Annotated in this window: 17 protein-coding genes and 1 pseudogene; 13 read left to right on the forward strand and 5 right to left on the reverse strand. The window is 69.1% G+C overall.

Going from position 1 to position 18,386, the window contains the following annotated elements; genetic code table 11:
- Positions 1-21: 21 nt before the first annotated feature.
- Positions 22-987 carry an ABC transporter ATP-binding protein gene (locus ACI78U_RS16295; protein ID WP_456876384.1) on the reverse strand — a complete coding sequence of 322 codons (966 nt, stop codon included), beginning with the start codon at positions 985-987 and terminating at the stop codon, positions 22-24.
- A 326-nt stretch (positions 988-1,313) separates the two neighbouring features.
- Between ACI78U_RS16295 and ACI78U_RS16300 the strand changes: the two genes are divergently transcribed.
- Both ACI78U_RS16300 and ACI78U_RS16305 read left to right on the forward strand, forming a co-directional pair.
- The gene (locus tag ACI78U_RS16300; protein WP_456876385.1) at positions 1,314-2,066 is read left to right on the forward strand and encodes a 3-hydroxybutyrate dehydrogenase; all 753 of its coding nucleotides are present in this window, start codon (positions 1,314-1,316) and stop codon (positions 2,064-2,066) included.
- Between the two features lie 17 nt (positions 2,067-2,083).
- Entirely contained in the window at positions 2,084-4,033 is a 1,950-nt protein-coding gene (locus ACI78U_RS16305) for a helix-turn-helix domain-containing protein (RefSeq protein WP_456876398.1), read from the forward strand.
- Here the strand turns inward: ACI78U_RS16305 and ACI78U_RS16310 are convergent.
- Positions 4,030-4,248: a hypothetical protein gene (locus ACI78U_RS16310; RefSeq protein WP_456876386.1), complete on the reverse strand. Its 219-nt coding sequence runs from the start codon at positions 4,246-4,248 to the stop codon at positions 4,030-4,032. The two genes, ACI78U_RS16305 and ACI78U_RS16310, sit on opposite strands and share 4 nt — an antisense overlap.
- A gap of 56 nt (positions 4,249-4,304) precedes the next feature.
- Between ACI78U_RS16310 and ACI78U_RS16315 the strand changes: the two genes are divergently transcribed.
- Together ACI78U_RS16315 and ACI78U_RS16320 are read left to right on the forward strand one after the other, a co-directional pair.
- Entirely contained in the window at positions 4,305-4,949 is a 645-nt protein-coding gene (locus ACI78U_RS16315) for a 3-methyladenine DNA glycosylase (RefSeq protein WP_456876387.1), read from the forward strand.
- A 1,274-nt stretch (positions 4,950-6,223) separates the two neighbouring features.
- The gene (locus ACI78U_RS16320; protein WP_456876399.1) at positions 6,224-7,081 is read left to right on the forward strand and encodes a DUF6236 family protein; all 858 of its coding nucleotides are present in this window, start codon (positions 6,224-6,226) and stop codon (positions 7,079-7,081) included.
- 26 nt (positions 7,082-7,107) lie between these two features.
- On the opposite strand, the gene ACI78U_RS16325 is transcribed toward ACI78U_RS16320, so the two are convergent.
- Complete coding sequence (locus ACI78U_RS16325) at positions 7,108-7,689, reverse strand: hypothetical protein (RefSeq protein ID WP_456876388.1); 582 nt, start codon at positions 7,687-7,689, stop codon at positions 7,108-7,110.
- A 772-nt stretch (positions 7,690-8,461) separates the two neighbouring features.
- Between ACI78U_RS16325 and ACI78U_RS16330 the strand changes: the two genes are divergently transcribed.
- The 6 genes from ACI78U_RS16330 to ACI78U_RS16355 all read left to right on the forward strand — a co-directional run bounded on the left by ACI78U_RS16330 (position 8,462) and on the right by ACI78U_RS16355 (position 12,776).
- The gene (locus ACI78U_RS16330; protein WP_456876389.1) at positions 8,462-8,755 is read left to right on the forward strand and encodes a hypothetical protein; all 294 of its coding nucleotides are present in this window, start codon (positions 8,462-8,464) and stop codon (positions 8,753-8,755) included.
- 104 nt (positions 8,756-8,859) lie between these two features.
- Entirely contained in the window at positions 8,860-9,453 is a 594-nt protein-coding gene (locus ACI78U_RS16335; RefSeq protein ID WP_456876390.1) for a hypothetical protein, read from the forward strand.
- A gap of 368 nt (positions 9,454-9,821) precedes the next feature.
- Complete coding sequence (locus tag ACI78U_RS16340) at positions 9,822-11,300, forward strand: recombinase family protein (protein ID WP_456876391.1); 1,479 nt, start codon at positions 9,822-9,824, stop codon at positions 11,298-11,300.
- 347 nt (positions 11,301-11,647) lie between these two features.
- Positions 11,648-12,040 (forward strand): hypothetical protein, encoded by a 393-nt coding sequence (locus ACI78U_RS16345; protein WP_456876392.1) that lies wholly within the window; start codon positions 11,648-11,650, stop codon positions 12,038-12,040.
- 158 nt (positions 12,041-12,198) lie between these two features.
- Positions 12,199-12,381: a hypothetical protein gene (locus ACI78U_RS16350; protein ID WP_456876393.1), complete on the forward strand. Its 183-nt coding sequence runs from the start codon at positions 12,199-12,201 to the stop codon at positions 12,379-12,381.
- Positions 12,378-12,776 carry a hypothetical protein gene (locus tag ACI78U_RS16355; RefSeq protein WP_456876394.1) on the forward strand — a complete coding sequence of 133 codons (399 nt, stop codon included), beginning with the start codon at positions 12,378-12,380 and terminating at the stop codon, positions 12,774-12,776. The genes ACI78U_RS16350 and ACI78U_RS16355 overlap by 4 nt, the downstream gene beginning before the upstream one ends.
- Positions 12,777-13,428: 652 nt before the next feature.
- Here the strand turns inward: ACI78U_RS16355 and ACI78U_RS16360 are convergent.
- Positions 13,429-15,183, reverse strand: coding sequence for a pentapeptide repeat-containing protein (locus ACI78U_RS16360; protein WP_456876400.1), 1,755 nt, complete (start codon positions 15,181-15,183; stop codon positions 13,429-13,431).
- A gap of 252 nt (positions 15,184-15,435) precedes the next feature.
- Positions 15,436-15,954 (reverse strand): annotated as a pseudogene (locus ACI78U_RS16365) (S1 family peptidase); the annotation flags it as partial.
- 642 nt (positions 15,955-16,596) lie between these two features.
- On the opposite strand from ACI78U_RS16365, the gene ACI78U_RS16370 reads away from it, so the two are divergent.
- The 3 genes from ACI78U_RS16370 (at position 16,597) to ACI78U_RS16380 (ending at position 18,246) form a co-directional block, all read left to right on the forward strand.
- Positions 16,597-17,055 carry a hypothetical protein gene (locus ACI78U_RS16370; protein ID WP_456876395.1) on the forward strand — a complete coding sequence of 153 codons (459 nt, stop codon included), beginning with the start codon at positions 16,597-16,599 and terminating at the stop codon, positions 17,053-17,055.
- A gap of 49 nt (positions 17,056-17,104) precedes the next feature.
- Entirely contained in the window at positions 17,105-17,362 is a 258-nt protein-coding gene (locus tag ACI78U_RS16375) for a hypothetical protein (RefSeq protein ID WP_456876396.1), read from the forward strand.
- Between the two features lie 611 nt (positions 17,363-17,973).
- Positions 17,974-18,246, forward strand: coding sequence for a hypothetical protein (locus tag ACI78U_RS16380; protein WP_456876397.1), 273 nt, complete (start codon positions 17,974-17,976; stop codon positions 18,244-18,246).
- Positions 18,247-18,386: the final 140 nt, after the last annotated feature.

Genomic DNA, 18,386 nt, shown 5'->3' on the forward strand with positions numbered 1-18,386 from the left:
CAGGACGGGGCCAGGACGGGGTCAGGACGGGTCGGCGCCGTCGGCGACGGCGAGGAAGGCCTGCTCCAGCGACGCGGCGCGGGCCTGCAGTCCGCCGAGGACGAGGGCGTGCGCGTCGGCCCAGGCCAGCAGGCGGGTCAGCACCGGCTGCAGCGCCCGCGTGTGCAGCTCGACCCGGGGAGCCTCCGACACCACCCGCGCCCCGGGGACGGCCGGCAGGGCCGGCGCGCCCGCCGGGAGGGTGAAGCGGACGGTGGCCGGCTGGGTGGCGGCGATCTCGGCCGCGGTGCCGGACAGGACGACCCGGCCGGCCCGCATGACCGCGATCCGGTCGGCGAGCTCCTCGGCCTCCTCGAGGTGGTGGGTGGTGAGCACCACGGCCGCACCGTCGGCCACCCGCTGCCGCACCAGCGTCCACACCGTGCGGCGGCTCTCGGGGTCCAGGCCGGTGGTGGGCTCGTCGAGGACGACCACCCGCGGGGAGCCGAGCAGCGCGAGGGTGAGGTCGAGCCGGCGCCGTTCGCCGCCGGACAGGCTGCGCACCCGGAGGTCGGCCCGGCCGGTCAGGTCCACCTGGGCGAGGGCCTCGTCGACCGGGCGCGGGCCGGTGAGGGTGGCCGCCCACAGGGCGACGGTCTCGCGCACGGTGAGGTCGGCGGGCAGCCCGCTGGACTGCAGCAGGACGCCGAGGTGGCGGCGGACGGCGGCGCGATCGGTCACCGGGTCGGCACCGAGGACGCGGACGGTTCCGCCGGAGGCGGGGGCGAGGCCCTCGAGCACCTCCAGCGCGGAGGTCTTGCCGGCGCCGTTGACGCCGAGCAGGGCGAACACCTCGCCGGGGTGGACCTCGAAGCTGACGCCGCGGACGGCCTCGACGTCGCCGTAGCGGCGGCGCAGGTCGGTGACCTCGACGGCGGGCGCGGGGCCGTCCGCGGACGCTCGGTCCGGGATGGCGGCCGGGGCGGGAGCCGGGCGGGTGAGCTGCACGGGGCCTCCTCCTCGTGCCCCGCCGGCCGCTGGTCGGCCGGTCCTGCGGGGCACGTCCCCACGCTCCCGCCGGGTCCGGGCCGGCACAGGTGCCGTCTCTCACGACCTGGGGCCGTCGGCACACGGGGGACCCGTGACACGTGTCAGGGGCGGGCCGGGACGCGACCGGGACGTGGCGGTGGAGAGGAACCCGCCGTCACGTGGCCCCGGTCCACGTCCGGGGACCGGACACCCTGCGACCGGTGTGGCCGGCAACCACGGGGAGGCCGGGGAGTGTGTGCCCGCACGCCGTGGGAGGCGGGGTGAGCGGGCCCTAACGTCCTCCCATGGGCACGGAGGACCTCGCGGGGCGGCGGGCGATGGTGACCGGCGGCGGCTCGGGCATCGGCCGGGCGGTCGCCGCCCGGCTGGCGGAAGCCGGTGCCGCGGTGGTCGTCGTCGACCGGGACGCCGCCGCGGCCGAGGACGTGGCCCGCGCGGTGGGCGGCACCGCGGTCGCCGTCGACCTCTCCGACCTGGGTGCCCTCGGCGACCTCGACCTCGACCTCGACGTGCTGGTCAACAACGCCGGCTTCCAGCACGTCTCCCCGCTGCACGAGTTCCCGCCGGAGGTCTTCTCGGCGATCCTGCGGCTGATGGTGGAGACACCGTTCCGGCTGGTCCGCGGCGCGCTGCCGCACATGTACGCCCGTGGCTGGGGGCGGGTGGTCAACGTCAGTTCGGTGCACGGCCACCGCGCCTCGCCGTACAAGTCCGCCTACGTCACGGCCAAGCACGCCCTGGAGGGGCTGTCGAAGGTGGTCGCGCTGGAGGGTGCCCCGCACGGCGTGACGTCCAACTGCGTGGCACCGGCCTACGTGCGCACGCCGCTGGTGGAGGGGCAGATCGCCGACCAGGCGCGCACCCACGGGATCTCCGAGGACGAGGTGGTCGAGCGGGTGATGCTGGCCCCGGCGGCGGTCAAGCGGCTGATCGAGCCGGCCGAGGTCGCCGACGCCGTCGCCTGGCTGTGCTCGCCGTCGGCCGCGTCGGTCACCGGCACGTCCCTGCGCATGGACGGCGGGTGGACCGCCCACTGATGGTCCGGCCGGGCAGGATGCCGGTCGTGACCCGGAGTGCCGCGCGGCCCACCGACGGCTCCGGCCGCGCGCCCGGCGTCCCCTCCGCGGCCGCCGAGTACCTGCAGCTGGTCCTCGACGACGCCGCCGCGATCGAGTACGAGGGTCCGCTGGTGCGCGCCCGGGCCGGCGGCGCCGACGCAGCGACACTGGCCGAGCTCGAGTGGGTGCGGCTGCTCGCCCTGCAGGTGCGCGCCGCCTTCGCCGCCCGCCGGCGTCGCGAGTCGGAGCTGTCGGCGCTGTTCGAGACCGCCAGCGACCTCGCCACGCTGCGCGGCGTCGACTCGGTGCTCACCGCGATCGTCCGCCGCGCCCGCCGGCTGCTGGGCACCGACGTCTCGTACCTGACGCTCAACGACGACGCCCGCGGCGACACCTACATGCGGGTCACCGACGGCACCGTCTCGGCGCGGTTCCAGGCGCTGCGGCTGCCGATGGGCGCGGGTCTGGGCGGCCTGGTGGCCCAGACGGCGGCGTCGTACTGGACGGCGAGCTACGCCGCCGACACCCGGTTCCACCACACCGACGAGATCGACGGCGGGGTCCGCGAGGAGGGCCTGGTCGCCATCCTCGGCGTGCCGCTGATCCGCGGGTCGCAGGTCATCGGCGTGCTCTACGCCGCCGACCGCACCGAGCGGACCTTCGACCGCTCGGAGGTGGCGCTGCTGGGCTCGCTGGCCGCGCACGCCGCCATCGCGCTCGACAACGCCCGGCTGCTCGAGGAGACCCGGACGGCGCTGGAGGAGCTCTCCGCGGCCACCCGGGAACTGCGGGCGCACACCGAGTCGGTCGAGCGGGCCGCCGGGGCGCACGACCGGTTCATCGACCTGGTCCTGCGCGGCGGCGGGGTGGACGACGTCGCCGCGGCCGTGACGGAGGCCCTGGGCGGGCGGATCACCGTCCTCGACGAGGAGGGCCGGCCCTCCCCGGCGGCCGACGGGGACGACGCGCTGCCGCCCGACCCCGCCGGGGCGCTGGCGCTGGCCCGCTCCACCGGGCGGACGGTCCGCGACGGCGAGTGGTGGACCGCGGCGGTCACGGTCGGCAGCGAGCTGATCGGCGGCCTGGTGCTGCACCGCCCCGGCGACCTCTCCGACGCCGACCAGCGCATCCTCGAGCGGGCCGCGCTGGTCACCGCGTTGCTGCTGCTCATCCGGCGCACCGCCAGCGAGGCCGAGGGGCGGGTGCGCGGCGAGCTGCTCGACGAGCTGCTCGGCGTCCCGCTGCGCGACGCCGACGGGCTGCGTGAGCGGGCGCGGCGGCTGGGCGCGGACCTGGACCGGCCGCTGTCGGTCGTCGTCGTCCGGGTCGAGGAGCGCTGCCGCGGGCGGGCGCTGGCCGCCGCCGGGCACCTGGCGGCCACCCGTGCGGGACTCGCCGGGCTGCGCGACGGCCGCGTCGTCCTGTGCCTGCCCGACCTGCCCGCCGGCCCGGCCGCGGCCCTGGCGCGGCGGGAGCTGGCGGCGGCGCTGGGCCGGCCGGTGACCGCCGGCGGCGCCGGGCCGGTGCAGGGCCCGGCCGCGGTGGCCCCCGCGGCGGCCGAGGCGGGGCGCTGCGCCTCGACGCTGGAGGCCCTGGGTCGCAGCGGCCGGTCCGCGAGCGCCGAGGAGCTGGGCTTCGTCGGCCTGCTCGTCGGCGAGGGCCGCGACGTCCCGGGCTTCGTCACCGCGACGCTCGGGCCGGTGCTCGACTACGACGCCCGCCGCGGCACCGACCTGGTCGCCACCCTGCGGGCGTGGTCGGACACCGGCGGCTCACCCGCGCGGGCGGCCGAGGCGCTGGGCGTGCACGTCAACACCGTCACCCAGCGGCTGGACCGGGTCGGCCGGCTGCTCGGCCGCGACTGGTCGGCACCCGAGCGGGCGCTGGAGGTGCAGCTGGCGCTGCGGCTGCACCGGCTGACCTCCGCCGAGGGCGCCGTCGGCTAGCCAGGGGCACCTCCGGGCGGGAAGACGGTGTTCTGGATGTCGTGCTCCTTGCCGCAGCGCCGGCAGATCTCGTGGTCCGGGCCGCGCGGCCGCTCGTCCTCGGGATGGCGCTGCACGTAGGCGTGGAACCCCAGCCGGCACGACAGGGGCATGCGGACGGTGCGCGCGTCGCCGGCCATGGCGATCGCCTCCTCGTCGGGACGCCAGCGTGGCACCGCCGGCCTCCCGGCGGGAGCCCTGGACGCGCGTCGGCGGCACCTACGCTGGTCCGGTGCCCGACGTCGCCGTCCTGCTGCCCGCCGAGGAGTGGACGGCGCGCGCGGCGGCCCACGACGCCCGGGTCGAGCGCTGGACCGGGCCGCACCGCGAGCGCCGCCGCCGCGGCGAGAGCCACCCGGTGCTCGACTTCCTGTTCACCTACTACTCCGAGACGCCGAACCGGCTGCGCCGCTGGCACCCGGGCCCGGGCGTCGCGCTGGCGCCGTCGGCCGACGGCCCGGCTCCGCACGCCGCCTGGCGCTGGTACGCCACCGGCGACGACGGGACGGTGTCCCTCGACGTCGCCGCGTACCTCGCCGGCCGCGAGCGCACCGTGCGGTTCGTGCGGGACCTGCTGGCGGCCACCGCGTCGCGGCCGCCGCAGACCGGCTGCTTCGGCCTGCACGAGTGGGCGATGGTCCACCGCGCCGACGAGCGCCGGCACGCCGTGCCGCTGCGGCTGGGCCGGGCGGGCACCGACGCCGTCGTCGAGTCGCACGCGATCCGGTGCAGCCACGTCGACGCCTACCGGTTCTTCACGCCGTCGGCGGTCGGGCTCAACCGGCTGCGGCCGACGCGGGAGACGCAGGTCGCGATGGAGCAGCCGGGCTGCCTGCACGCGACGATGGACCTCTGCATTGAGTCGGCATGCACCTAGAGGGACAGCGGCTACCAGTGCCTGTATGGACGGAGTTGTCCACCCGGCATGCGGATCGCGCTGACGGACTGACCGCAGAGCACCGTTCCCGCTCGGCGCTCGGCGAGCGGCACGCCGTCGAGGATTTCCTCTTCACGTACTACGCCACTCGACCTTCACTGCTGCGTCGCTGGCATCCCGGCGCTGGCGTCGTTCTGGCGCCGACAACCGACGGCCCAGCGCCTCATGCAGGGTGGCGGTGGTATCGGACCGGGCCCGACGGAAGTGTGACCCTGGACGTCGCCGCCTTCCTGGCCGACCGGGGCGACACCGTTCGGTTCATCCACCGACTTCTCACGGCCACAGCGGCGCGACCGGCGTTCACGGGCTGCTTCGGCCTGCACGAGTGGGCGATGGCGTACCGCCAGGAGGAACACCGCCACCCCCTTCCCCTGCGCTTGGGGCAGGCCGGGACGGACACCGTTGTCGAGGGGCATCAGATCCGCTGCACACACTTCGATGCGTTCCGATTCTTCACCCCGCGCGCCGCGCCACTCAACCGCGTGCAGCTGACCCGCGACTCCCAGCCCGACGTGGAGCAACCAGGTTGCCTTCATGCTGCGATGGACTGCCACAAGTGGGCCATAAAGCTCGGGCCGGCTGTCCCTGGGGACCTCGCGTTGGACTGCTTCGAGCTCGCTAGGCAGCTACGCACGCTCGACATGCAGGCGTCGCCGTACGATCTCTCCTCTTACGGCTTGACGCCCATTTCAATAGAGACACCGCACGGCAGAGCTGCCTATGTGCGACGCCAGCGTGCTCTTACAGGCCGAGCCGTTGAGCTACGCGGCAGGCTCATTGGGGTCTGCTCGTCGCTCCGCGCGGGTAGTTGACGGTGGTCGCCTGGCAGCGCACAGCAAAGGTCAGTGGATTGGACATCGATGTTGACTAAGGCAGGGCTCTATTATCCCTACATCCACTTCCGTGACGATACGTGGATGAAGATGGCCGTCCTCTACTGGCCGGCTATGGCCCGTATAGTCCCAACCGGATATCCGACCAGGGACTCCGCAACTGTCGAGATGCTACGAGACGATCTCGACTTTATTCGGGATCTGCGCCCCGGAGCGGCAGCTCAGCAGACCGCTCTCCTGTTCACCCAGTTGCTCCATCAACATGGTCCGCAACTAGCTCAAAGTCTCGCTGTCCGTCGACCGGAGGGAGATTCATGGGTTGGTGGACAGCAGCACGGCCCTCAACGCGATCAGGAGTTGGGCTACATTTACGCCGAGAAGATGTCAGGAGAGCTACGAGCCAACCTGATCGACTTGGGTATGGCCGTCGGAGGTGCGGAGTACGACCGCGCTTCTAGGCGTCACTCCATGCGTTCGGATTCCGATCCAAGCCAGTGGATCGGTGTAGATCAACGCCTCGCCGGCATTTACATGTGCGTGCTGGCCGATGAACTTTCTCGGATGAATTCGTTGAGTCCTGTCACCGATCAACCATTGGCGCATGTTGCCGTGGGCGGTTGGTCCACCGAGGACGTCGCCAACATCCTCCTAAGCTCGCAATTCGTCACCCGTTCACGCGACCCTCACGGACCTGTAGGGGACCGGGCCAGCTTAGTGGCCTATTTGGCACTCGACCTGGCAATACCAAAGGACCTTTCCAATGTCCCCGTCAGCCAAATCATCGCCTTCAGACAGAGGCATGCCGATGAGTTGTTTGCTTTCCAAGCCACTGTAGGGACCGCCGTGAGTGACCTGGAGGCCCTTGGTACCAGCGTTGACGAAGCTATACTTAGCAAGTACGCCAAGGAAATTGTGGCCAAATATTTCGCTTCTCCGAGGCGAGAATTGGATCGAGCGCTCCGGGCCTCGGGGTTGGACACGACACTTGCCACGCTTACTGTCCAAACCAGCCTCCCGGCACTGGCGGCCGGTGGAGCACTCGGAGCGACCGTAAGTCCGACGATAGGCGTCGGTGTGGGGGTGGCTGTGGGTCTCGCCTCTATTGGCGCGCGCACGCGAAAGGATCGGGCAGAGCAGAGAGGCAAGAGGGCAGCAGCCGATTACTTGCTGCGGCTCGAGCGAGAGCTAAAGCCAGGAGGGTCGATAAAGCGATCGCTACAAACTGTTCTAGGGCGGTAGGAGGGAGCCATTACATGCCGGCTCACTCACTCCGATTCCGAAAGCTTGGACTCCAGCAAGAACTCCTCGATGATGCGCAGCTGGCGCGGACTCAAACCGAGATGTAACGATGGCGCGATGAGGAGGCTCTTGGTGTGCTCACGCATCCATCGTTGAACGCCCAGCTCGAATCGGAGATCGTCATCAAGCCACACAATTGGTCGATCAGGTCGTCTGACGACGAACTCCAGCACGGCGTCAAACTTCCACCACCGTCCGACGGCGGGGCGGCCGAAATCAGCTCCCACTGACCGCCTCAGGCGATCCTCGTCCAACTCGACGGGTCGCTTGACGACCTCAAACTCCGGCAAGTCGAGCAACTCGCGCAGTTCGCCGTTAGCATCATCCCCCCAATCTGCGAGCCAACGGATTTCAGCAAGCCTTTGGTTGTGCCAGCGTTGGACGGCTGCCCGCACGGTCCCGCTGAAGAGGATGGGCCAGTCCTCATCACCGGCCCTTGCGACACCTGAATGCCAGTCTCCCCATACTGACCGATCGCCGGACTGACTGATGGCATTGACCACTCCGTCGACGTCCAGGAGAAGAAGTGGCCGCAGGTTGCTGCCCATGGTGTTAACCTTTCCAGTGGCCACTTACTGCACGCACTTCTCTGCGGTCCGATAGTGGGCCGCTACGGCAGGAGTTTCTGCCGGAGCACCAGCATGTCATCCTGCGCGGCAGCTATAAGCCCAAGGCTGGAGGGCCTCTACATAAAGTCGGCATGCATCTGGCCCAGTCCCTGTCCGCTCCCGACTGGAGCGAGATGGCAAAAGGACATGCGCGCAGCGCCGACGGCCTGACGGCGCGCCGCCGTGTACGAAAGGCGACCGGGAGTGCCATGCAGTGGAGGACTTCCTGTTCGAGTACTCCAACACGCGCCCATCCCTGTTGCGCCGCTGACATCCCGGCGTCGGCGTCCCGCTAGTGCCAGCGGGTAGTGAGCCTCAACCGCACGCAGCATGGCGCTGGTACTCCACCCAAGCCGACGGTGCAGTGAGCTTAGACGTCCACGCCTTCATGCGGGACAGAGCGAGGACGGTGCACTTCATCCACGACCTGCTGAGCGCCACGGCATCCCGACCGGCGCAGTTGGGATGCTTTGGCCTTCACGAGTGGGCGATGGTTTACCGCCAGAACGGACACCGACACGCCCTCCCCCTGCGGCTGGGACAGGTCGGTACGGACGCGGTTGTTGAGGGATATCGCATCCGCTGAACACACTTCGACGCCTTCCGGTTTTTCACCCCCTCCGCGGCAGTCCTCAACCGCGCACAGCCGACCCGGACGTCTTAGCGAGACCTAGAGCAACCCGGCTGCCTCCATGCTGCGATGGACTGCCACATGTGGGCGATGAAGCTGGGGCCGGCTGTCCCAGGGGACCTCGCGTTGGACTGCTTCGAACTCGCCGGAGAGCTGCGAACCTTCGACATGCAGGCGTCGCCCTACGACGTCTCCGCATACGGCTTGGCTCCCGTTCCGATCGAGACGCCAGACGGCCGAGCGATCTATGTCGAACGTCAGCGTGTCCTCACGGGTCGAGCCGTCGATCTACGCAGGAGGCTGACGGAGGTCTGCGCCAGCCTCCTAAGTATCGAGGCCGGCCGTATGCAGCACCGCGTCGAGCAGCCGCCCTGAAGGCGGCCTATGGGACAGGCCCGCTGCGATGCTTCGATGGCTGCAAAGAAGCTGCGGCGGCTGGGCGCCCCGGCCGCCGTCCCTGATGCAGCAGGAGACGCAATTTGAGCGTGACACCGCACTGGTCCCAGTGGCCTCACCGCAAGCGCGCCCTCGACCCCGCCGGGTACCTCTACGTCATCGAGTTCTCGTTGGGCGTGGTGAAGGTCGGCGAGACCAACACCCCGCAGGCCCGAGCCTCATTCCACGAGCGGGACGTGGCCCGGTTCGGCGGGACCATGACGCGGTGGTGGCTCTCCGACCTCCACCTGAACTATCGCGAGAACGAGGCGGAGCTGATCGCCGCCGGCCGGCGCCTGGGTCGCCTTCTCGGCGGCTCGGAGTACTTCGCCGACTGCTCGTTCGACGACCTCGTCGCGGTAGCGCAGCGACTGCAGGCCGCCTCGCCGATCGAGAGGCCGGGCGATGAGACGGCCGAAACCCCGCCGCATGTGCAGGCCCGTCAGGCCCGCGTGCAGGAGTTGCGAGCGCGCGGCCTGACTCAACGCCAGATCGCGCAGGCGCTGCAGGTCTCCCTCGCCACGGTGTGCCGGGACCTAAAGGAGCTGGGCCACCGCCTCTATGAGCGGCCCCCCGTCGCGCCTGTCGCGCCCCGGCCGAGCATCACGGCGCGTCAGGCCCAGGCGAAGGAGCTTTGAGCCCGTGGCATGACTCACCGCTGGATAGCGGAGGAACTACAGGTCTCGGCGGGCACGATTTTCAGGGATCTCAGGGAACCAGGGCCGGTCGTCGCTGAGTAGCTGACCGGGGGCCGTTATCTGTGCCGTGGACCCCATGGGGGACCCGGTTAGCCCCTTCGCGGGGAGAGGCTCCGACACGGTGAGCGGAAAGCCCGAGAGCCGCCTCACTCCGTGGGCCCGCCGCCCGGTGGCGCACGAGGGGGTGTCCCTGAGTCGGCCGCTGAGGGTGAACCCTCGTCCCACCGTGCGGCAGGGCAGCCAGTTCCATGCCTGGTAGACGTAAGTCTACGCCTAGAGATAACTGTGCGTTGAGATAGCATGCACCTATGCCCGCTCGCCGCACCTCCCGTAAGACCGCCCGCACCGGCCCAGTTCGCGCGTCGATCTACGTCCGCATGTCCCTGGACAAGACCGGGGAAGCGCTGGGCGTGGACCGGCAGGAGAAGGCGTGCCGCGCGAAGTGCGCCGAGCTGGGCATGGACGTCCGCGAGGTGTACGTGGACAACGACGTCAGCGCCACCACGGGGCGCAAGCGCCCCGCATTCGAGGCGCTGCTGGCCTCCTCCCCCGAGGCCATCGTGGTGTGGCACACGGACCGCCTCGTGCGCCTGTCCCGGGAGCTTCAGCGGGTCATCGACCTGGACGTCAACGTCTACACGGTCGAGGCGGGAGACCTGAACCTGAGCACCCCCGCCGGCCGCGCGGTCGCACGGACCATCACTGCGTGGGCGGAGTACGAGGGTGAGCAGAAGGGGCTCCGTCAGCAGCTCGCGTCCCGTCAGCGTGCCGAGCACGGGCGGGCATGGTGGTCCTCTCGTCCGTTCGGTTTCGAGATGGACGGCACGCACCGTGCCGAGGAGGCCACCGCGCTGGCGCGGGTGTACGGCGACCTGCTGACCGGCGCGTCCCTGCCCTCGCTGGCGCGCCAGCTCAACGACGCCGGGCACACCACCTGCCGTGGTGGGGCATGGACGGCGACCACCCTCCGCCCGGTCCTGCTGAACGCCCGGAACGCCGGCATCCGTGTGTACGACGGCGAGGAGGTGGGGGCAGCGGCGTGGAACGGCATCGTCTCGGAGGACACCTACCGTGCCGCCGTGCGCCACCTGACCAATCCTGAGCGCCGGACCGGGGGCGGGGGCGCTGCCCCGCGCAATCTGCTGACCGGCGTCGCCACCTGCGGGAAGTGCGGGGGTCCCGTCAAGGTCGGCCGCCGTGGTGGGCGTGCTGGCCAGGAGGGCGCGTACGCGGTGTACGTCTGCCGGACGTCCTCGTGCGTGTCTACTCCCGTGGTCGAGGCTGATGCCGCCGTGACGACGTTCCTGGCGCGCGAGCTGGATAACCCCCGGTCCCGCGAGGAGTGGCAGACCCTCCGTCGGCAGGGTGACGAGGCGTCCCGCGAGCTGCGAGTGGAAGAGTCGACCCTGCAGTCCCGCCTGGACGGCATTGCCGAGGACTACGCCGACGGGGCGATGGACCGGGCGCAGTTTCGGGCAGCGACGGACCGCCTGCGGGCGCGTCTGACCAAAGTCGAGGAGGAGCTGGCGCGGGTGAACGCTGCCAGCGACCTGGCGGGCACCGTGACCCCCGACAGTGCCGTGGTCATGTCGTTCCTGGCGATGGACCCCACCACCCCCGACCCGGAGAACGCCCCCATGTCCGTGGACGAGCTGCGGACCCTCATCGCCGCCGTGTACGAGCGCGTGGAGCTACTGCCCCGTGGCCGAGGCGTGCGGCACTTCCTGCCTCAGCACCTCCGCCTGACCCCTCGTCACGCGTCCGGCCTGGCCTCCGTCGAGGCGTAACACAAGACCTGTCGCACCACGAGGGCACTACAGGACGTGTCTGAAACTTGACATACGGTCGCCCGCCCGTGCACACTTGTTGCTAACGGCACCACGACGCGAGCGCCGTCCCCGAGTGAACCGAGGGACGGGCTTGCGAGCGCCCGGGAGCAAGCCGAGGACCCGGACCCGCCCGCCATCGGCACCACGACCCTGCGTCGGTCTCACGACTGACCCGGCGGTCGCTGTGCGGGCGGAGCTGTGTCCTCATCACGACGCGTAGCCCTGTCCGCGTGCGCCGTCGGGGGTCATCCCTGACAACGCCGGACCCCTCCGGGGGTCCGCGAGAGCACGAGGAGCCACTACCCGTGTCCGAGCTGACACCTACCCCGGTCCACCCGTTCATCCTGACGGACCCGGACCACCTGACCCGCGCCGAGCGCCCCGAGACGATGGGACAGGCCATCGCGTGGGACCGCCGCCGGGACGCGTACGCCCGCCGCGCCGGCCTGTGCGATCCATGCGCCGCCGCCGCCGCGTGGGGCCACGCCCTGGGCTGGTCGAGTGCGCCGCACCCGCCATGCGAGGCGTGCGGGCCCCTGGTCGCCACCTTCCCCGAGGAGACGTCTCACCCGGCGTGGCGGAAGTACCCGCGTGGGCGCGTGAGCGCCCGCAGAGGCAAGCCCACAGCGCTGGTCCGTGTCCTCGGCTGCCCCGCCCGGGTGGGCACGTTCTACGGGCTGCTGGGGGTGTCCGCGTGAGCGCCCCGACCACGACAACGTCCCCCGTCCCGGACGCCTCGCGCTTCCGCCGACGGGTGGTGCGGAGCAAGCCGGCACCCGTGTCCCGCCCTGTCCGTACGCGGACGTGGGCGACCGTCCCGGAGTGGTCCACGCCCTCGCTGGAGGAGTGGGAGGCCATGCCGAACGGGACCCGGGTGGCGATCACCGCCGGGGAGCACCTGCACCTCACCCTGGAACGCCGGGGGGAGCGGTGGACCATCCTCGCCCGGACCGAAGTGCCCTCGCGCGCGCTGGTCGATCTGGCCTGCGCCCCTCGGGTGCGGGTGTCCGACGTCGCGGGACAGGAGGCGAACGCGTGACCGCCCAGCAGTCCTGGGCGCGCCACTACCAGCACGCGTGGGCGGAGAAGGCGGGCAACCCTGGTCTGCCCCTGTGGCTGCGCGTGGCATGCCTGGCCTTCGGCCACCACCTCGGGAACGGACATGCGACGTTCGGGCCGGGTGAAGTGCGCCTGACGTTGACCAGCGTGGATCGGGACGGCGTCCTCCGCGAGCCGACCAGCAGCGACGTCTCCCGCGCCATCAAGACCGCCGTGCGGTACGGGTGGCTGGTCGAGGGGTCGAGGGCGCGCTGCCTCGTCGTCCCCGGACACGCCATCACCGGCGGGCGGGGGGTGGGAACCGAGCATGTCCCCTGCCGGGAGCACCACACGGACCGGCGGGCGAAACGCCACCGACGCCCCGTTGCAGTCTGAAGCAGTTTGCACTCACTGCACGATTTCGGGGCGATAGCGGCCACTCAGTGCTAGCTGCGTTGTCACTCAGTGCATGGTTACAAGCCTTTGACCTGCGCTTATGCATCAACCCTCTCTAAGTCTTTTAGGGGCAACGGCGATCTAGGAGACAAGGAGTGCAGGGAACTGTCCGCGCCCTCGTCCCGAGGGCCACCCGGCGAACACACACCCATGACCCGAACAGGCCCCCTCCGGGGGCCACCTCGGGCATGCCGTCAACAGCTCCACCATCAGGCGGAGCAGAACAGGAAACCGGTCCCCGTGACCACCACCCGCAAGACCACGACCATCACCACTGCCGCCGCGTACGAGGCTGCCCACCGGGACCGCGAGGCTGCGGAACAGGCGCACGCCGAGGCGGTCGCCGCGCTAACGCAGGCGGAGGAGCACCACGCAGGCCTAACCCGGCGCAACCGCCCGGACAACGCCGTCCGGGGGCGCTGTCATACCCGGGTCCTAACGCCCCTGGAACTGTGGTGCAATCCGGGCTGCTATCACGGGACGGAGCCCTTAATCGACCAGGTGCAAATCCCCAGCCTGCGCGGCAACCTCTCGGAAGACACTCACCGGCACACATCGCCCGCGGACACCCAGTCGCTACAACTTCGAAGCGTTAGCGCTTCAAGCGCCCTCGGAGAGCAAGGACTGCGAGGCCAAGCAGAAGCGGGCCCAAGAGCCGCAGGGCTATCTCAATGACTCGACCGACTCCGGTGAGGGGTCGAGGCAGGCCGGCCCGAAGCAAGGATGTTGCGCTATCGACGCTGTAGTCAAGGGCCGTTCGCCAGCCTGGCCGGGCGGCTGGAACGGAGACCTGTCGGTAAATTGGCGGCTCGGCTGCACTCTGCGATATGGGATGATACTCGATCCTTGGAGTCGGAGCGAAACCAACGGTCGCAAATCCGACGACGCCAAGCGCAATCACTAACAGCAGCGTAGCTAGAGCCCTAGTGGCCCGGAGCCCGTATCCGCCGATCGCCCAGTAAATAGTTAGGAGAACCCGCTCGACGCTACGTGGCGCACTAGCGAATCGCCGCATCTCCATCTCACCGTAATAGAAGTCCGCGGCGCCTGGCTCATCCTTTGCATCTTCTCGACCTTTGCGTAGGTCCCGGTACGCCGTCTGAATTCGAGCAGCATGGAGGCGAGCCTCCCGCTCATTTCTGTGCTTGGGCACATTAGAAGGAACGTCCTCGCCTGGCAGGCGGCACTGCGACGGAAACCAATCCTCCGGTCGCTTACTGTACTTTGCTCGCCACAGATGCTCGTCCGCTAGCACCTGCCGTCGGGTTTGAAGTCGACCTACCGCCTCAGCGAAGTGTGGCGGTCCGTCAATACGGAGCTGGTCTCGCTTGTAGCAGTCGAGGACCCGGCAGCTCCGCAAATCCAGGCCGACTAGAGTCAGATTGGCAGCCTCAACGCGATCCAGGCCCAACAACTTGGGGGCGGATAACCACTGTGTGCCCGGCCCTGCAGCGCCGCCACCACTGACAGCAGGAGCTGCGATAGTGGCTGGCGACTCGAACACAGCATCAGTTAGCGTCAGAAGGCCATCACGGTAAACGAAAGTGAATCCTGCAGACTGCATTGCGGCGGCGTCAACGTACACACCTCCGTTGAGCTGAAGGTTGAGCTCCTTCGGGCAATACACCTGTCTCGCCTCAATCTTCGATGCGCGACAGTTGAGTAGCACTCCATCACCGATTCGTGCCCGGTTGAACGTGAGCGCCGCCGTCTCACATGGTCCCAGTTCGCTGTGTTCGCCGATTATGGCGTCATCCAATGTCAGGCTGTGTTCGAAAGTACTGCCGCCGAAGCTCGCAGCTCCACTGATTACAGCTCTTGCGAAGCTCGTATCACCATGAACCTTGACATCGGAGAATGCCAGCTGACCACCGAATCGTACGTGCTCAAACAGCGCATTCTCGGCGAAGTCGCTGTCCTCGAACGAGACGTCGCCGTCAAAAACGGCGTGGGGGAACGAAGCCCTCCCGCGGAAACAGCTGCGTTCGAAGTCGGCCCGCCCCGAGAAAAGAGTGCCGTCAAACAGAGCTCCCCTACAGAAGACGGCGTCAGCGAACGACATGCCGTCGCTGAAGATTGCGAGGCTGAAGGAAACCTCGCCATCGAACTGCGGACCGAGCACCTCACCGACCGGCGCTCCCCGGCTTGGCAGGTGGGCTGTCGCCGCGTTGCCTGCGGAGGTCTGTGGGCGGCGGTATGACGGATCCGGGATCTTGGAATTGCTGAAGGAAGCCGATTGCTCGAAGTGTGACTGAACGAAGAGAGCCCTACCGAAACGCGACCGACCGCTCTCGGGATCTCTAAGTGCATCTAAGAGCTCCTGTAATAGGTCCGCCGTGAAGGTCACTCCCCGGCAGTCGACGTCCGCTCCCGAACTTAGCCCATCAAGCGCCGAACTTCGTTCAAACCTTGAGAGGTGAGCAAGGCAGAACGCATGATTGGGCCACTTGATACCGATGCAGTCACCTTGCGAACACGCAGGCCAAGTATCTGGCTTACGTGGCCGAGGCAGCTCAGGCCAAACCTCACCAATGGCCCAAGCCGGCAGAATCCGATCAAATCGTGCTGTCTCTGACCCCTCTACAACGATGCCAATGACCCTGAAAGTTTCCGCATCTATGACTGGCCCGCCGGAGAACCCCGGAAGGGATCCACCTTCGCCTGCCCAGTCAAGCTGCACTGTGCCGCCGGCAGTGGGACCAGCGACTCTAAATTTGCGCCACCAGCCATTTAGGCGCTGCTCGCTGCGCGGAAAACCGAAAGCCTCCACAAGATCTGGCAGCCGCGCACTAGGCCAAATCTCCACGGGTGACGGCAACCATTGAGGTGGATTCTCTCCGAGGTCCAGGACCGCAAAGTCCGCTTCGACCGTCTGGTCACCATCAAGGTCGATGACCGACGCGGGCACTCGAGTCGCTGATGAGCTCCCAGTGGCGGGAAATGCAACTTCGATGCGCTCGGCAGGTTGCTTGCCATCGCTGGAGTTGACTCGTTGGGCAAGGACATGTCGGGCGGTGATGAGGTGGCGCCTGTCCACCAGGACCGCCGAGCCTTTACGCGTACCACCTACAAATACTGCAGCGGTCGCCTGCGTGACGGCACTTCTTCCAATACTCATGTCCGCTCACCGTGCCATATCCATAGCTACGCCGGAGTCCAGGCTGGTGTGTAGATTGCTGCCTGAGCTGACCGGCGGATGGTCGGTCAGGACCTGCGCCGGCCGAGTAGTCGTCCACTCTACGCGCTCGCGGGGTGATTAATCGTCGCCACGTACGGCGCCAAGATGGGCTCCCCGCGCCGGTTAAGCTCGCCAGGCATCCCTGTGCAGTAGGACCATCGCACCTCCCACCTGCTCGCAGCAGGACGGCGCGACGCGCGGGCAGCGCCGCGCGCGTAGTCCGTGCGGATGACGCCGCTCGGTCGTCACTGCGGCCCTCGAGCCTCGACGCGCTCGGCATCGGAGGCATTCGAGCGGGCCTCCGGAACTGAGAAACGATCACCAAGCCGTCGGCGTCGGGCAGCAGCCCGCCGACGCCAGCGGTGAAGGTGAGCGTGATCTTGGGGACTCCCAGGAGGTTGAGTGGCTCGGGGGATGCACGTCACCGGCTCGACCGGCGCAACTGGCGCGACGCAGGGTGCCCTCCTGGGGCTACGGGCCACCGCAGCTGGCGCCAAGCCGGTACTGCGCGGGTTGACAGCATGTCGCGGCGCGGTAGCGCTGCGCGCCAAGTCGCCACAACTTCGTGCTTATCTCGGCAACGTGACAGACTGGATCGCCGTCGTCCTCGCCGGGCTGGCCTTGATCGCCTCCGGCGTCGCCCTCATCTACAGCCGCCGCGCCACAAAGGCGGCCGAGACATCGGCAACGGCCGCTGACCGGTCAGCGGCCGTTGCCGAGCGGGCAGAGCGTCGCGAGCAGGAGGCCGAGGAGGAACGCGCCGTGAGGTGGCAGTTTACGGCCGCCGCCGTGGCCGGCGATGCCAACCTGACCAACAGGGGCGAGAGGGTCGCACGCGATGTCAAAGTCGATCTTCAGTCCGCGAGCGGACAGCGTCAGCACGTCAACGCTGCAGAGGTCGTGCACCCCGGCGATCACGCCGTCGAAAGGCTGCCTATGGGTAGGTATGGGCGAGATCAAATACTCACCGTCCGGTGGCGGACCAGCCCGGACGGCCCTGAGCGGGTAGCCCGTAAGGCCCTCTACTTGTGGTGGAGGTAGCAACTGCAGGCGGCAACCGTTGGCATGGCCGCCTGCTTAGGTTGACCGCATGGCTGAAGAGCAATGGGAGCACATGGCACTTCAGGCGGTGGACGAGGCGGGGGACCTGCCGCCTGAGCAGTGGCTGTACGTCCACACGGCCGACAGCCATGCCGAGGACGTCGCGAAGTATTTCGGTCCGCGCGACCTCCTTCGGGTAATGAACCGCTACGGGGCCGAGGGGTGGCATCTGGTGGGGACGGAAACGTACGTCCGCCCTGGAGGCCGGTCCGAGGCCGTCTACTGGCTGCGGCGGCGAGTCAGCTAGCCGTTGATGTCGGCCGGCACCATCAAGACGCTGGCCGACATCTAGCCCTACGAGTAGGACCTCTGCGGCAGTGGACTGGTCTCGCTCGGACTTAACGGTAAGGCGCTCCGAGGCGTAGATGCCCCCAAGCCGTCTTCGAGCTTGTCGTCGCCGAGCTGTTCTATGGCCTTACACCTGTCTCGCGCGTAAAGGCCCCCTACTAGGCGCAAGGCTAAGGCCCTCTAGCCTCGCCTACCGTGGTCCGCGCCGAGTGGATCCGCGGTGGCCGCGCGGCGGCAAGTTCCACCTCCTTGCGTCGCTGATCTCGGCAGCGAAGCCGCAGATCAACCCGCCTGATGCGCTAGCGTCAGGTCCGCCCATCGATCTTGTAACCGTGGCAGTTCCCCTGCTGCTATCACGAGGCGGTCCGAATCGAGGGGTCGAAGGGGTCACACCCCCACCCTCTGGCCTCTCGGGTGGCCGAGGACGACGCCGGCACCACGGACACCCGGCAAGGTCGAGGGCCATGCTGACCGTGCTGTCAGGGGCGGGGATGGGCAAGCTTTCGAGGGCTGAAAGGTCCCCCACCTCCCCCGTTCTGCCCGCCATTTTGTCAGTTGTATGCGTTGTGCATGTGCAGGGACCTCTACAAGTGGGCGTACAAGCTCTCCCCCGCGGTGCCCGGGGAGCTGGTGGCCGACTGCTTCGCGCTCGCCGTCGAGGTGCGCGAGCTCGACATGCAGGCCTCGCCGTACGACCTCGCCGACCGCGGGTACGCACCGGTGCGGATCGAGACGCCCGAGGGCAAGGCGGAGTACGTGGCGGCGCAGCGCGGGTTCGCCCACCGCGCCGCCCCGCTGCGGCAGCGGCTGGTCGACGTCTGCGACTCCCTGCTGACGTCCTGAGGCACTCGGTCGACGTCCTCCCTCACCGCAGCGGGGGCGCCCGCCCCGGGGGGGGGGGGGGGGGGGGGCCCCCCCACACGGCCCCCCCAGTTGCCCCCCCCCCCCCCCCCCCCGCCCGCCCCCCCCCGCGGGCCGGCCAC

It is taken from the genome of Geodermatophilus sp. SYSU D00710 (assembly GCF_054050195.1).

Bases quoted from the DNA above. Each gene is read 5' to 3' on its own strand.
- ACI78U_RS16305 (WP_456876398.1), top strand. From the start codon at position 2,084: ATGCCGGTCGTGACCCGGAGTGCCGCGCGGCCCACCGACGGCTCCGGC.
- ACI78U_RS16375 (WP_456876396.1), top strand. From the start codon at position 17,105: ATGGCTGAAGAGCAATGGGAGCACATGGCACTTCAGGCGGTGGACGAG.
- ACI78U_RS16340 (WP_456876391.1), top strand. From the start codon at position 9,822: ATGCCCGCTCGCCGCACCTCCCGTAAGACCGCCCGCACCGGCCCAGTT.
- ACI78U_RS16325 (WP_456876388.1), bottom strand. From the start codon at position 7,689: ATGGGCAGCAACCTGCGGCCACTTCTTCTCCTGGACGTCGACGGAGTG.
- ACI78U_RS16350 (WP_456876393.1), top strand. From the start codon at position 12,199: ATGCCGAACGGGACCCGGGTGGCGATCACCGCCGGGGAGCACCTGCAC.
- ACI78U_RS16300 (WP_456876385.1), top strand. From the start codon at position 1,314: ATGGGCACGGAGGACCTCGCGGGGCGGCGGGCGATGGTGACCGGCGGC.
- ACI78U_RS16330 (WP_456876389.1), top strand. From the start codon at position 8,462: ATGTGGGCGATGAAGCTGGGGCCGGCTGTCCCAGGGGACCTCGCGTTG.
- ACI78U_RS16320 (WP_456876399.1), top strand. From the start codon at position 6,224: ATGTCAGGAGAGCTACGAGCCAACCTGATCGACTTGGGTATGGCCGTC.
- ACI78U_RS16380 (WP_456876397.1), top strand. From the start codon at position 17,974: ATGTGCAGGGACCTCTACAAGTGGGCGTACAAGCTCTCCCCCGCGGTG.